Source organism: Haloferula luteola (assembly GCF_014201715.1).
GTDB lineage: Bacteria > Verrucomicrobiota > Verrucomicrobiia > Verrucomicrobiales > Akkermansiaceae > Haloferula > Haloferula luteola.
Genome location: NZ_JACHFD010000011.1, coordinates 1 through 14,265, shown reverse-complemented (window position 1 = coordinate 14,265; position 14,265 = coordinate 1). Strand labels below are relative to the sequence as shown.

Below are 14,265 nucleotides of genomic sequence, written 5' to 3'. Positions count from 1 at the left end.
CCCCTTTCTCCCACCCCCTTCTCGGACTGCGGCGACACGTCACCGCTTTCCCTTCACACTTTCTCCCTCCCCATCACCCTCCCCGGAGCCGACACGTCGGCTCCGCCCTCTCCCTTTCTCCCACCCCCTTCTCGGACTGCGGTGACACGTCACCGCTTTCCCTTCACACCTTCTCCCTCCCCATCACCCTCCCCGGAGCCGACACGTCGGCTCCGCCCTCCCCCTTTCTCCCACCCCCTCTCGGACTGTGGTGACACGTCACCGCTTTCCCCTTCATCCACTTCATAAAAATCCGCCGAAATGCCAGAGCTCGTGGCTGCGTATGACACGCCCGAATGAAAGCCGTATCAACCCTACCTCTGGCCCTCGCCCTCCTCGCCCCGACCCTCCTCGCTGCGGAACCCAACACCCTGACCCCTGAAGAAAAAGAACAGGGCTTCGAACTCTTGTTCGACGGCAAGTCACTGGATGGCTGGCGCACTTTCCGCGAAGAAGAACCTCGCGCCCAATGGAAAGTCGTCGATGGCACCATCACCCTGACCGAAGGCGGCGGTGGCGACCTCATCACCAAGGAAGAATTTGGTGACTTCGATTTCCGCTGCGAATGGAAAATTGTTTCCGGCGGCAATTCCGGAATCATCTGGCGCTCAACCGAAGAGCACAACTACCCTTGGGTCAGCGGTCCCGAATATCAAATCCTCGATTCCTTCCCGAGCCCGACTCACAAGTACCCTCACGAAATCGAGGCCAAGAACCTCGCCGGGGGCCTCTATGCCCTGAAGTCCGCCAAGCCTGAGTGGTCCAAACCCGCCGGAGAGTGGAACGAAGCCCGCCTCGTCATCCAAGGCACTCGGATCACCCTTTACCTGAACGGCACCGTCACCGCCGACGTCGATTCGACCACCGATGAATTCAAGGAGATGCTCTCCAAGTCGAAGTTCAACGGCTGGGAACACTTCAACAAAGCCAAACAGGGCCACATCGCCCTCCAGGACCACGGAGATACCGTTTCCTTCCGCACGGTCCGCCTGCGTAAGCTGTAAGGCAGATCGACCGAATCTACTCTTCTTCTGGGGCCTCCGCTGCGGCGGGGGCCTTTTTTTCGTCCATTCCAGAGTCCCCGAGGTCCATCCAATGGCAAGCCATCACCTTGTCGAGGCGCAGAGTTACGCGACCGTGCTCGTCTTTGGGACCCAATGTCAATCGGACGCGCACCCGAATCATCCCGGCGGGATCCCCCTCCGTCAGCCGGCTGTGAAATGGCGCATCTCCGGCATCCCGCAAGCGAAAGGCTTCCGAAAGCATCATCCCATCTTCCGAATTAGGATCCACGATGACCTCCGGAGAAGCATGACCATACTCCCCAGGACGGCGGGCACTTGGCTGATGAAAAACGATGCGGGAAACATCCCCCACTCCCAGTGAATCGGTCGCCCGACGGCGAGCGAGTAGGCGAAACTCACCACTTTGTTGGCTCAGACCACTTAGAAAAACAGGCCACACCTCACTTGAGTAGCGCACCATCTGCTCCCAATCGATCGCCCACTGATCTTCATCGTCCTTCCGAAACACCGCCTCGACCCGATCGCCGTTCTCCAACTCCCAACGACCTGCCGCTGTCTCGCCCTCAGAGGTTTGGAAAACTCGGAACGTCTGGTTGCGCAACAAAGTCGAGGCATCAATCAAGACCATTTCCTCCGGCCAGCGGCTCATCCGCTCCAGCGTCCGGCTCGGATGCAAGGTCAATGGCCCCCGCAGCTCTGGCGACACACTCGAATAATATGCCCGGACTTTCGGATAGCACTTCGAAAACGCCTCATTGATCTCCTGAAGGCTCTCGGTCTGTTGGCTGAAATCGAGGGCCTCCTTCGGCCCTTCTTCTCGGAATGCTCGAGCCAAAGCGATCACACCGCCGATCACCACCAAAAATCCCAACCAGGCCAGGGTGAACTTCACCAGGCCATCGGATTTCCCGCGTGGCCGGAGGGATGCAGAAGTCGCCGCCACTTCGCGGGTCTCCGCCACCGCCTGGTGATAGGCCACCTCCGAATCACTGATGATCGGGCTCTCACCACATTGTGGACACAGCCCCGTGTCTGCAGCCTCATAAAGATGGCCGCAGCGCCCGCAATGATACCAACCTTCCGCTTTCTCCGTCATGGCAATGTCCGGCCATGATCCAAGGCAGCTCAGCGGCCCGGGTCAATCCGAACTACCCGCCCATTTTGCGAAGAAGCGCCTCTTCCATCGCCCGTTCCACCAATCGCGCGGCTACCGCCTCCGTCGCATGATCCAATTTTTGCACCGCGGCTTTGAGCTCGTGAGCCTTCCCGACCTCCAAAGCCACCTTCACTTCCGCCACCACGGCGCGAATCTCCGTTTCCTCCACCTCCGTGACAAGATCGCCTCCTTGGGTGAGCACCTGATCCACCGCTGGCAAGAGTTCCTCGGCCTTCAAACGGGCTTCCGTGAAAATCCGCTCCGCCATGTCGTCAAAGGCATACTCCACCGATTCGCTCACCATTCTTTCCACCTGCTCATCAGAAACATCCACGGCTGCGCTGCGAATCTCCATCACGGTGTCATGGCCGGTTGCTGTATCCCGCGCCAGAACTTCTAGAATCCCATTTTCATCGATCCGGAACTGCACCCCCACTCGAGCCCGACCTTTCTCCGATGCCTCAAAGGGAACTTCGACTTCGCCTAACGGCCAGTTGTCGCGGGCCATCTCCCGTTCGCCCTGCAGCACCCGAATTTGCATCGAACGCTGCCCCGCAGCGGCATTCGTAAACATCTCACCCGCCTTGCAGGGGATCGTCGTATTCCGCGGGATCAGCACATTCATCAGCCCCCCAAAGGTTTCAATGCCCAAACTCAGAGGAGTCACATCGAGCAGAACCATCTTTTTCATGGCACCACTGAGCACCCCCGCCTGAATCGTGGCTCCCAGCGCCACCGCTTCATCGGGATGTTGCGACAAGTCCGGCTCTCGACCGAATGCCTCCGCAACGGCCTGCCGAACTGACGGAATCCGCGTGGACCCTCCCACCAGAATCACCGCATCCAACTCGTCCGCAGTCACCCCTGCATCCGCCAAGGCACCCCGACAACATTGCAGAGTCTTTTCAACAAACGGTCGCGAAAGAGCCTCAAAGTCCTCCCGGCTTACTGGAATCTCCAAGCTCCTCTGACCATCGAAAAACGGCAACCGGAACGTCTCCCAATCTTTCTGACTCAATGCCCGCTTCACCCGCTCCGCCTCCTCGACCCATCGCACATCGGTCGACTCCACTCCGGCTTGCCTCGCGCACCACGTCACCAAGGCCGCATCCAGATCATCGCCTCCAAGCCGCGTATCTCCCCGCGTCGCCAGCACCTGAAATACCCCATCCTGCATCTCCAACACCGACAAATCAAAGGTGCCCCCCCCGAAGTCATACACGGCAACCCGCGATTTCTCGCCAAGCTTGTCCAAACCATACGCCAGCGCCGCAGCCGTCGGCTCATTCACGATCCGGACCACCTCCAAGCCCGCCAACTCCCCGGCCCGCTTCGTCGCATTCCTCTGTCCATCATGGAAATATGCCGGAACCGTGATCACCGCTTTGTGCACGGGTTGCTCCAGCCGCCATTCCGCCACGCGCTTCAACTCCCGCAGAATCTCCGCGCTCACCTCCTCGGGCGTATGACCCTCCACCCGGAGCCGGCCTTCTCCGTCGATCTCGAGAGGCAGTGAAAAATCCAGCACCTCCTCACCTCGACGCCCCATGAGCCGCTTCACGCTGGTGACCACCGGTCGCATCGATCGCTGACGCAGCGCCTTTTCCCCGACCTGAACCTCACCCTCCGGACCAAAGGCCACCGCACTCGGCGTAATCCTTTGGCCGGCAGCATTGGCCAGCAGGATCGGGAATCCGCTATCCACCACCCCGATGGCAGAATTCGTCGTGCCCAAGTCGATTCCGACAATCAGCTCACTCATCCCGGCCAAGATGGCCACCATCGCCCGGCTGGCAACCCGGCATTCAAGCTTCAGATCAGTCGTCGTCGCCTTTCACCGCAACCACATAAGCAAGCACCGCCTTCTCGTCTTCGGAACCGAGACCTGCGTGGCCAATCATGGTGGGGATCGCATCCTCCCATTCATCGATGAAAAGATCCTTCGGCAGCTGATACGCATGACACTCCCCACATTTGAGCATGTAGACCACATGACCGCGCTGCAGCGTCTCCAACGAAGTGCCACTAGCCCGAGCCATCTCTGGCGTCGGGTTCGGGACCTCAGAAATGCCGCCCGTCGCACCATCATCGGTCGCAATATCGCCCATTTCACCCGACGAAGCTCCGGAAGGCCCTCCGGCACAACCCGAAAGCCCCCAACCTGCCACCAATCCGACGGCCATCATCAACATGCGATGCATCCGCCCAGCCTACCCCCCCAGCTTCCAACAGCAAGACTCGGATCATCCAAATCCCCACCCATCGGACTGCGGTGACACGTCACCGCTTTCCCCTTCCACCTCCGTCCAACCTCACCACCCTCCCCGGAGCCGACATGTCGGCTCCTCCCTCCACCTCTCTCCCACCCCACCCATCGGACTGCGGTGACACGTCACCGCTTTCCCCAACCACCTCCACCCAACCTCACCACCCTCCCCGGAGCCGACACGTCGGCTCCGCCCTCCACCTCTCTCCCACCCCACCCATCGGACTGCGGTGACACGTCACCGCTTTCCCCAACCACCTCCACCCAACCTCGCCACCCTCCCCGGAGCCGACATGTCGGCTCCGCCCTCCCCTCCACCACTCTCCCACACCACCCATCGGAATCACCGCTTTCCCTCACCCATACTGTAACGAAACCTGAGGTCCCTTCACAGAAACCCCCACCCCGGCGCGCCTCCTGCTAGACATCCGCAACCCTCGGCCGACCGCCACCTCTGACAGTCATCATTCTTTGACATCCATCCCCCCCCCGGTAATCTGCGCGCCCATCCCACAGAGTCCGCGGATTGCCCTGAAACCGATGGGTTCCTGACTCCGACCTCTCTCCGAAAAACTCACCGAAACCCAAACCGCCCGCCACCATGGAAAACCCCAGCGCCATCACCTTCGCACCGGCTCTCATCGGTGTTCAGGAAATCGCGCCTGCTGGGTTCTGAGCATGGCCTCCGGCCATGGGGCACTCCCACCAGAAAATCAACGCCGTTGAGCAGACATGAGCCTGTATCAAGAATACATTAAGGAAATTGAGGAGCGGAAAGAACAAGGCCTGCACCCCAAGCCCATCGATAGTGGTGAGCTGCTGGCCGAAATCATTTCCCAGATCAAAGACCCCGCCCATGAAGCAAGGAAGGACTCCCTTCAGTTTCTGATTTTCAACACCCTTCCCGGCACCACAAGCGCCGCCGGCGAAAAGGCCCAATTCCTTGAGGAAATCATTCTCGGAACGAGCTTGGTTGACGAGATTTCGCCCGAGTTCGCCTTCGAGATGCTCTCGCACATGAAAGGAGGACCCTCCATTGAGGTCCTGCTCAACCTCGCATTGGGAGAAAATCCAGCCGTCGCGCTGCAAGCCGCTAAGGTTCTCAAAACTCAGGTTTTTCTCTACGAGGCGGACACCGCACGGCTCGCCGCAGCCTTCGAAGCCGGAAATCCCATCGCCAAGGAAATCCTCGAAAGTTACGCCCAAGCCGAGTTCTTCACCCAACTCCCCGAGGTCCCCGAAGAGATCCCCGTCGTCACTTACATTGCCGCCGAAGGCGACATTTCCACCGACCTCCTTTCACCTGGCAACCAGGCCCACTCACGCTCCGATCGTGAACTGCACGGGAAGTGCATGATCTCCCCGGAAGCCCAATCTGCCATTCGCAGCCTGCAGAACATTCACCCCGACAAGAGCGTCATGCTCATCGCCGAAAAGGGCACCATGGGCGTCGGTTCTTCGCGCATGTCCGGCGTCAACAACGTCGCCCTCTGGACCGGAAAGCAGGCCAGCAAGTTCGTACCCTTCGTCAACATCTTCCCGATCGTCGCTGGCACCAACGGGATCTCTCCGATCTTCCTCACCACCGTCAGCGTCACCGGTGGCATCGGCATCGACCTCAAAAACTGGGTCAAGAAAACCGACGCCGATGGCAAAACGGTTCTCGATGCCAATGGCGACCCGATTCTCGAACAAGTCTACTCCGTCGAGACCGGCACTGTCCTCACCATCAATACCAAGGACAAAAAACTCTACGGAAGCGGCAAAGAACTTGTCGACATCGCCTCAGCTCTCACCCCGCAGAAGATGGAATTCATCAAAGCCGGTGGCTCCTACGCCATCGTCTTTGGTAAAAAACTCCAAACCTTCGCAGCCAAGACTCTTGGCATGGAGGCACCTGCCGTCTTTGCCCCATCCAAAGAGATTTCTCACGAAGGTCAGGGACTCACCGCCGTTGAAAAAATCTTCAACAAAAATGCCGTCGGCACTACGCCAGGCATGACTTTGCACGCCGGTTCCGACGTTCGCGTGCAAGTCAATATTGTGGGCTCTCAGGACACCACCGGCCTGATGACCTCTCAAGAACTGGAGGCCATGGCGGCCACCGTCATCTCTCCCATCGTCGATGCGGCTTACCAGTCCGGTTGCCATACCGCTTCCGTTTGGGACAAAAAAGCCCAAGCAAACATCCCGAAGCTCATGAAATTCATGAACGGCTTCGGACTCATCACGGCTCGGGATCCCAAAGACGGCTACCATGCCATGACCGACGTCATTCACAAGGTCCTCAATGACCTCACTGTGGACGATTGGGACATCATCATTGGCGGAGACTCTCACACTCGGATGTCCAAAGGTGTCGCATTCGGAGCGGACTCCGGCACCGTCGCCCTCGCCCTCGCTACGGGCGAGGCCACCATGCCCATCCCGCAATCCGTCAAGGTCACCTTCAAGGGTGAGCTCAAACCTTACATGGACTTCCGCGACGTCGTTCACGCCACTCAGGCACAGATGCTCAAAAAGTTCGGTGAGAATGTCTTCCAAGGCCGCGTCATCGAAGTTCACATCGGCACCCTGCCCGCCGACCAAGCCTTCACCTTCACCGACTGGACTGCAGAAATGAAGGCCAAGGCCTCCATCTGCATCTCTCAGCCCGAGACCCTCATCGAGTCCCTGGAAATCGCCAAAGCGCGGATCCAAATCATGATCGATAAGGGCATGGACAACGCAGAACGCGTTCTCCAGGGCCTCATCGACAAAGCCGACAAACGCATCGCCGAGATCCGCTCCGGCGAAAAACCGCCTCTGGCTCCCGATGCCCATGCCAAGTACCATGCCGAATTCGTGGTCGACCTCGACATCATCGACGAACCGATGATCGCCGACCCCGATGTCCACAACGATGACGTCTCCAAACGCTACACCCACGACGTCATTCGCGGTCTCTCCTACTATGCAGGTGAGAAAACCGTGGACCTCGGATTCGTGGGCTCATGCATGGTCCACAAAGGCGATCTCAAGATCGTCTCCCAAATGCTCCGGAACCTCGAACAAGCCAAGGGCAAGGTCGAATTCCAGGCACCGCTTGTTGTTGCGGCCCCTACTTACAACATCATCGATGAGCTGAAAGCGGAAGGCGACTGGGAGACTCTCGAAAAATACTCTGGCTTCGAATTCGACGACGACGCGCCGAAGGCCGCCGCGCGCACCGAATACGAGAACATGATGTATCTTGAACGTCCTGGCTGTAACCTCTGCATGGGCAACCAAGAAAAGGCCGCCAAGGGAGATACCGTCATGGCCACTTCTACCCGCCTCTTCCAAGGGCGTGTGGTCGAAGACTCCGAACGGAAGAAGGGGGAGTCGCTGCTCTCCTCCACTCCGGTCGTCGTTCTCTCCGCCATCCTCGGCCGGACGCCGACGCTCGACGAATACAAGGTCGCCGTCGAAGGCATCCCCCTCACCCAATTCGCACCTCCCGTGGCCGAAATGGTATCGAACTGATGCGAGCAGGCCTTTCGCGGCCTCCACTCATCTCGATCCTTCCTATCCATGGAGCACCTCCTCCGCCTTCCGAATCAAATTCGGAAAGAGAAGGTGCTCCCGGACCTTTCGTTTCCTCTTAATGAGTGGCCATTCGGCTCTCCTGAGGCATCGGACTGCAGCCACTGCGGTCGAAGAGGCAAATTCAGGAGCCAAGCGAAGGTCAACGGCGCGGACGCTTTGCCGACTCAGGCATCCCCTAGTCGTGCCACCTTCATTTCCACACGACGCTTTGCCATTTCTGTTCTAGGCTGGCGCCATGGATACCTTGCGCACCTTTCAGACCGGCTCTGGAGCTGACGGCCATTTCCACTCATTGCCCGCTCTCGCAGAGCAGGGATTTCCCCACCTCGCCAAGCTCCCCGTTTCCATTCGGATCGTATTGGAATCGCTCCTGCGGAATATCGATGGCCGCAAGGTCACTGAAGAAGACGTCAAGAACCTCGCGAGCTATCACGCCCCGTCACCTGGCAACTACGAGATCCCCTTTACCGTCGCACGCATCGTCCTCCAAGACTTCACCGGAGTGCCGCTGCTGGTCGATGTCGCCGCCATGCGAGATGCTGCCGTTGCCCGTGGCGCCTCCCCGGATCAGATCGAACCCCTCGTCCCTGTCGATCTCGTCGTCGACCATTCCGTTCAAGTCGACTTTGCAGGTTCGCAATCGGCGCTGGACCGCAACATGGCCATCGAATTTATCCGCAATCGCGAGCGCTATGAGTTCCTTAAGTGGGGCCAACAAGCATTCGATACCTTCTCCGTCGTTCCCCCGGGCATCGGAATCGTCCACCAAGTAAACCTTGAATACCTCGCGAAAGGGGTGCTCTCGAAAGACGGCGTGTATTTCCCCGACACCCTCGTTGGCACCGACTCCCACACCACCATGATCAATGGACTCGGGGTTGTCGGCTGGGGTGTGGGGGGCATTGAAGCGGAAGCCGGCATGCTCGGCCAACCCGTCACCTTCCTCGTTCCCGAGGTCGTGGGAGTCTACCTCCATGGAACGCTTCCCGATGGGGTCACGGCGACCGACCTCACCCTTCGCGTGACCCAAATGCTTCGCCAACATGGTGTGGTCGGAAAATTCGTCGAATTCTACGGTCCCGGAGCCAAAGCCCTCTCGCTCCCTGATCGAGCCACCATCGCCAACATGGCCCCTGAATATGGGGCCACGATGGGCTTCTTCCCTGTCGACGAGGAAACTCTCGCCTACCTCCGTGGCACCGGCCGCTCGGACGAGCACTGTGCTACCGTCGAAAACTACTACAAAGCCCAAGGCCTCTTCGGAATTCCCGACAAAGGCCAATGCGAATACTCCTCTGAGCTCGAACTCGACCTTTCCACCATTGTCCCTTCCGTTTCCGGCCCGAAACGGCCGCAAGACCGGATCGATGTCCCCGCACTCCGCGAGACTTTCGATGCCCTTTTCACCGCCCCGCCATCATCGGGCGGCTACGGTCTTTCCTCCGAGCAAAGAGAAACCACGCTCGCACTCAATATGCCCGAGCCCGCTGGCTATGCCGTCGGCTCCCTGCTCGAACCATCCGAACCAGGTTGCGACATGGATCAGGCGGAAATGACCACCAACCGCCCCGCTCCCCATACGATCTTTGCCAGAGAAGCCTTTTCCCCCATCACCACCGAACTCCGGCACGGAGCCGTCTTGATCGCGGCCATCACCTCCTGCACCAATACCAGCAACCCCAGCGTGATGCTCGCCGCGGGACTCGTCGCGAAGAAAGCAAACGCCCTTGGCCTGACCATCGCCCCCTACGTCAAAACATCACTTGGCCCTGGCTCCCGCGTCGTGACTGACTACCTCGAAGCCACCGGCCTTCAGGCAGAACTCGATGCCCTCGGCTTCCAAACGGTCGGCTATGGCTGCACCACCTGCATCGGAAACTCAGGCCCCCTCCATCCCGCCATCGAAGGAGCCATCAAAAAAGGCAACCTCGTCTGCGCCTCCGTTCTCTCGGGAAACCGTAACTTCGAAGCCCGGGTCCATGGTTCGATCAAGGCCAACTTTCTCATGAGCCCTCCTCTCGTCGTCGCCTACGCCCTCGCAGGTCGCGTGGACCTCGATCTCACCACCGAACCTTTGGGTCACGACTCCCAAGGTCAACCGGTCTTCCTCAAAGACCTCTGGCCGAGCCAAGCGGAAATCAAAGCCCAACTCGAAACGGCCCTGAAGCCTGCGGTCTACCAAAAGCTCTATGGCGACGTTGCCTCCGCCAACCCCAAGTGGGGCGAAATCCACGGAAGCTCCGGGGCCACCTACGATTGGGACGATTCCTCGACCTATATCCAATCTCCGCCCTTCTTCGACGGCACCGCCGGAACCTCGGAGGATCTCCTAGGCGCACGACCCCTCGGCATTTTCGGAGATTCCGTCACCACCGACCATATTTCCCCTGCGGGAGCCATTCAGCCCAGTTCCCCGGCTGGACAGTACCTCTTGGAAAATGGCGTCGAAAAATCTCAATTCAATTCCTACGGCGCTCGCCGTGGCAACGATCGGGTGATGACACGCGGAACCTTCGCCAACGTCCGCATCAAGAATCTGATGTGCCCCGGAATCGAAGGGGGATACACCCAGTATTTCGGCAAACTTGACGTCGCCGCTCCCGATCAGGACATCGCGTCGGCCAGCTCAGCCAAGCCCTGTTTTATCTACGACGCCTCCATGGCCTATCAAGCCGAAGGCACCCCCCTTATCGTCGTGGGTGGCGACGACTACGGCATGGGAAGTAGCCGCGATTGGGCCGCCAAAGGCACTCGACTGCTCGGCGTGAAGGCAGTCGTCACCAAGAGCTTCGAACGCATTCACCGCTCCAATCTGATTGGCATGGGGGTTCTTCCGCTCAACTTCGTCGACAAAGCCGATTACGATCAGGTCAAAGAGCTCACCGACGCCACTTTTGACATCATCGGAATCGCAGGTGATCTCACACCCGGACAATCTGCCACCCTCGTCGCCCACAAGGCCGATCACTCCACATTGGAGATACCACTCAAGGTCCGCTTGGATACCCCAGCAGAGGTGGACTACTACACCTCGGGTGGCATCCTACCCTACGTTCTCAACCAAATTCTCGGCTAAGGACGCTTCCAACTCCCTAGCGTCGCATCTCCACGGAGTTCGTGGGAGATCGCCGTCGATCGGTGGCCTTTCCCCAGACCCATCCATCGCGATGGCAATTCCCCACGCACCGCGACTCGCCCATTGCGTTCCGACGATTCCCGGCTTTTTTCCCACCACCCATGGACGCGGATGCCATCACCCAGATTTTCGACCAGCAAGCTGCCCAATATGACTCCCAGTGGAGTGCTTTATCGGCCCTCAATGAAGCCCTTCACCTCCTCACCTGTGCCGCGCTCTCCGCACTACCCGCCGAAGCCCACATCCTCTGTGTCGGAGCGGGCACCGGGGCCGAAATTCTGGGGCTCGCCGAACACTTCCCTGGCTGGCGCTTCACTGCCGTCGAACCCTCCTTCGCCATGCTGGAAGAATTTCGTCGCAAGGCCGCTACCCGGAACCTCTTGTCGCGCTGCACCCTGCATGCCGGCTTTTTAGACACCCTTCCGGCAGGTCCACCCTTTCACGCTGCCACGGCATTTCTTGTCTCCCAGTTCCTCACCAAGCGTTCCGCAAGAATCAGTTTTTTCCAATCCATTGCCAACCGGCTCTGCCCCGGGGCCCCCTTCGTCAGCTCCGATCTCTCTGGCGACCTCAATTCCCCCGATGGGGAACGACTCCTCAACATTTGGTTCCAGATGATGAGTGGCCATGGGATCACAGAAGAAGGCGTTACCCGCATGCGCGACGCTTACCGGAAGGACGTTGCGGTCGTTCCGACCGATCAGGTGGAAGCTCTCCTCATAGAAGGTGGATTCGACACCCCTCTGGCCTATTTCCAAGTTGGCCTCATCCACGCTTGGTCTTCCATCCGTCGCTGAATCGGCCGTTCCATATCGGTTCATCTCAACCCAGAGAGGCCCTTCGAATCCCTTCGACGGAGACGGACACTTGCCCCTTCGCGAAGGCACGACACGAAATTCCTTGGTCCCCACCGGCCACGACATGCCCTTCTCGAAGCAACTTCCCTTGAGCCGCACCTTCTTGGCAAATCGACCCGCCTTTTCCATCGGAGATTCTTCAACTTTGCCTGAATAATTCCCGAATCGACTCGTCCTGTTGATGAAGCCCGCCGTCACCCCACCGACGGCGAGGCCTCCCATCATGGAAATTTTGAAAAATCCCCTGCCTTGACGAAACCTCGCTCGAGATTTATTTAAGTTTCCCTAATTTTAAATCGCTCTTATGAAATACCTCCTTCTCCTTCCCCTCCTGGTCGGATCGCTTCAAGCCACACAACTGAAGAAACTTGAGCGGAAGTTCGAGCGGTTCGATATCGATAAAGATCTCGTTCTCGATACCGTTGAATGGTTGCAAACCCAGCCTCGGCAAAACTCAGTGGCCAAGGCCATGTTTCGTTTCGCTTGGGCCGATGCCGATGTGAATGGCACCATTGATCGTGTCGAGTTCCTCGCCTCCCGAGGTGGCAAAGTAGGCGGCAACCCCAACAAGGCTGAGATTTTTGAAATTGCCGATGAAGACGGCGATGGCCTCCTCAATCCAGAAGAATATGCCAACACTCTCGGGCAAGGGAAATCTTGGGCCAAGGCTTTGCGTCAGTTCGCCAAAAAGGACAAGGACGACAACTACTACCTCAGCCGTTGGGAGTTTGGGATTCGCAACAATCAAGTAGTCGTCTGGCCTCCCTTCTTCCCCCGCCTCTGATCGGTGGTTTGCGTCGTGCAATCCCGCTTCATCACCGTTGCGGGATGCATGACAAACGAATGAACCCCGGACAACAAGGATTCACGCAACCCACTAATAACACGCCATCTACTCAAATTTGAGATCATCGGCGCAGCGAATGCGACACAGAGGCCAACACGAAAGTGCCCGACGCTCTTTCCAACCCCTGTAACTGATGAAACTTCAAAACCTTGTCATCTCCGCTGCCGCCCTCACCGCAGCACTTTCCCTCTCGAGTTGTGTCGACCCCTACTATGCTGGCCCTGCTTCGGTGACCACCTACCAACCGGGCTACGTCGTCAATACCCTTCCTTCTGGCTACTCCACGGTGAGCGTCAGTGGAACCACCTACTATCGGCACAACGACGTCTACTACCGCCCACGTGGAAACCGATACGTCGTCGTGGAGCGTCCCGGAGGCCAATACATTGGCCCCCACGGAGATCGTGATCGCGATGGCCGCCCCAACTGGCGTGACCAGCGAGACAACCGCTACGATCGCCGAGACGGCCGCTACGACCGCGATTCCCATGCGCACTTCGTTCAGACGCTCCCTTCCGGCTATCGCGTCGTGACCCATCGAGGCACCCGTTACTACGTTGCAGGTAACACCTATTACCAACCCCAAAACAACGGTTACGTCATCGTTGCGAATCCTTTCTAAGCGCGCGAAAGCGCCTTGAGCAACCGACGGCCGACCTCTGGGAAGGGGGTCGGCCGTTTCTTTTTGTCGATCGGCATTTCCGGCTTCTACACTCGCGCATGCTATTTCCGCTGGCGGATGACGACCGTAACCTCCTGCGACCTGCCTGGATTTCCATCGGACTTCTCGTCGCCAACGTCGGCCTCTTCTTTGCTCAACTTCTCCATCCCGAGTTCACTCACGGCTTCAGTGCCGTGCCATTTGAAATCACGACAGGCAAAGACCTCATCGGTGAATTTCCCCTCAACGTGGGTTCTCAGTTGGCTTGGGTTCACCACAGCCCTGGACCTCAGCCCATTTATCTGACGATCCTATCCGCCATGTTCCTGCATGCCGGATGGATCCACCTCGCGGGCAACATGCTCTACCTGTGGATCTTCGGCGACAATGTTGAGCATCGCTTCGGAGCGTGGAGATTCCTGGTCTTCTATCTCATCAGCGGCATCGCTGCCACAGCGGCACAAGTTGCCGTCGACCCAGACAGCATCGTCCCCACCCTCGGCGCTTCTGGTGCCATTTCGGGAGTGCTGGGTGCCTACATCGTTTTATTTCCGACGAACTCCGTTCACTGCGTCGTGCTTTTTCGGATCGTGTCCCTCCCGGCGATCCTGGTTCTTGGAGCGTCCCCCTGAAGAGTTGGACAGACAATAAGGAGCTCGAGGAGCGACGGACAAAGGTCCCCTATCAGACGAAGTCGGGGACTTTGTTCGG

At 58.6% G+C, this 14,265-nt stretch carries 10 protein-coding genes; 7 read left to right on the top strand and 3 right to left on the bottom strand.

Annotation, left to right across the window (positions count from 1 at the left end; genetic code table 11):
• Positions 1-335 precede the first annotated feature (335 nt).
• Complete coding sequence (locus HNR46_RS11625; RefSeq protein WP_184018966.1) at positions 336-1,043, top strand: 3-keto-disaccharide hydrolase; 708 nt, start codon at positions 336-338, stop codon at positions 1,041-1,043.
• Between the two features lie 16 nt (positions 1,044-1,059).
• Here HNR46_RS11625 and HNR46_RS11620 read toward each other — a convergent pair whose 3' ends face one another.
• From HNR46_RS11620 to HNR46_RS11610, 3 genes are read right to left on the bottom strand one after another with little or no spacing between them, the layout of a single operon-like run.
• Positions 1,060-2,160 (bottom strand): hypothetical protein, encoded by a 1,101-nt coding sequence (locus HNR46_RS11620; protein WP_184018965.1) that lies wholly within the window; start codon positions 2,158-2,160, stop codon positions 1,060-1,062.
• 52 nt (positions 2,161-2,212) lie between these two features.
• Entirely contained in the window at positions 2,213-3,982 is a 1,770-nt protein-coding gene (locus HNR46_RS11615; protein ID WP_184018963.1) for an Hsp70 family protein, read from the bottom strand.
• Between the two features lie 55 nt (positions 3,983-4,037).
• Positions 4,038-4,421 carry a hypothetical protein gene (locus tag HNR46_RS11610; protein ID WP_184018961.1) on the bottom strand — a complete coding sequence of 128 codons (384 nt, stop codon included), beginning with the start codon at positions 4,419-4,421 and terminating at the stop codon, positions 4,038-4,040.
• A gap of 797 nt (positions 4,422-5,218) precedes the next feature.
• Here HNR46_RS11610 and HNR46_RS11605 point away from each other — a divergent pair.
• The 6 genes from HNR46_RS11605 to HNR46_RS11580 all read left to right on the top strand — a co-directional run bounded on the left by HNR46_RS11605 (position 5,219) and on the right by HNR46_RS11580 (position 14,186).
• On the top strand, positions 5,219-7,990 hold the full coding sequence (locus HNR46_RS11605; protein ID WP_184018959.1) for a bifunctional aconitate hydratase 2/2-methylisocitrate dehydratase: 2,772 nt from the start codon (positions 5,219-5,221) through the stop codon (positions 7,988-7,990).
• 298 nt (positions 7,991-8,288) lie between these two features.
• Positions 8,289-11,129, top strand: a complete 2,841-nt coding sequence (acnA, locus tag HNR46_RS11600) for an aconitate hydratase (protein WP_184018956.1) — start codon at positions 8,289-8,291, stop codon at positions 11,127-11,129.
• Positions 11,130-11,290: 161 nt separating this feature from the next.
• Entirely contained in the window at positions 11,291-11,986 is a 696-nt protein-coding gene (locus HNR46_RS11595; RefSeq protein WP_184018954.1) for a class I SAM-dependent methyltransferase, read from the top strand.
• 364 nt (positions 11,987-12,350) lie between these two features.
• Positions 12,351-12,830, top strand: a complete 480-nt coding sequence (locus HNR46_RS11590) for an EF-hand domain-containing protein (protein ID WP_184018952.1) — start codon at positions 12,351-12,353, stop codon at positions 12,828-12,830.
• A 196-nt stretch (positions 12,831-13,026) separates the two neighbouring features.
• Entirely contained in the window at positions 13,027-13,515 is a 489-nt protein-coding gene (locus HNR46_RS11585) for a DUF6515 family protein (protein ID WP_184018950.1), read from the top strand.
• 98 nt (positions 13,516-13,613) lie between these two features.
• Positions 13,614-14,186: a rhomboid family intramembrane serine protease gene (locus HNR46_RS11580; RefSeq protein WP_184018948.1), complete on the top strand. Its 573-nt coding sequence runs from the start codon at positions 13,614-13,616 to the stop codon at positions 14,184-14,186.
• Positions 14,187-14,265: the final 79 nt, after the last annotated feature.

Coding starts and splice junctions, on each gene's coding strand:
- HNR46_RS11590 (WP_184018952.1), top strand. CDS start 12,351: ATGAAATACCTCCTTCTCCTTCCCCTCCTGGTCGGATCGCTTCAAGCC.
- HNR46_RS11620 (WP_184018965.1), bottom strand. CDS start 2,160: ATGACGGAGAAAGCGGAAGGTTGGTATCATTGCGGGCGCTGCGGCCAT.
- HNR46_RS11580 (WP_184018948.1), top strand. CDS start 13,614: ATGCTATTTCCGCTGGCGGATGACGACCGTAACCTCCTGCGACCTGCC.
- HNR46_RS11610 (WP_184018961.1), bottom strand. CDS start 4,421: ATGCATCGCATGTTGATGATGGCCGTCGGATTGGTGGCAGGTTGGGGG.
- HNR46_RS11625 (WP_184018966.1), top strand. CDS start 336: ATGAAAGCCGTATCAACCCTACCTCTGGCCCTCGCCCTCCTCGCCCCG.
- HNR46_RS11585 (WP_184018950.1), top strand. CDS start 13,027: ATGAAACTTCAAAACCTTGTCATCTCCGCTGCCGCCCTCACCGCAGCA.
- HNR46_RS11615 (WP_184018963.1), bottom strand. CDS start 3,982: ATGAGTGAGCTGATTGTCGGAATCGACTTGGGCACGACGAATTCTGCC.
- HNR46_RS11605 (WP_184018959.1), top strand. CDS start 5,219: ATGAGCCTGTATCAAGAATACATTAAGGAAATTGAGGAGCGGAAAGAA.
- acnA (WP_184018956.1), top strand. CDS start 8,289: ATGGATACCTTGCGCACCTTTCAGACCGGCTCTGGAGCTGACGGCCAT.
- HNR46_RS11595 (WP_184018954.1), top strand. CDS start 11,291: ATGGACGCGGATGCCATCACCCAGATTTTCGACCAGCAAGCTGCCCAA.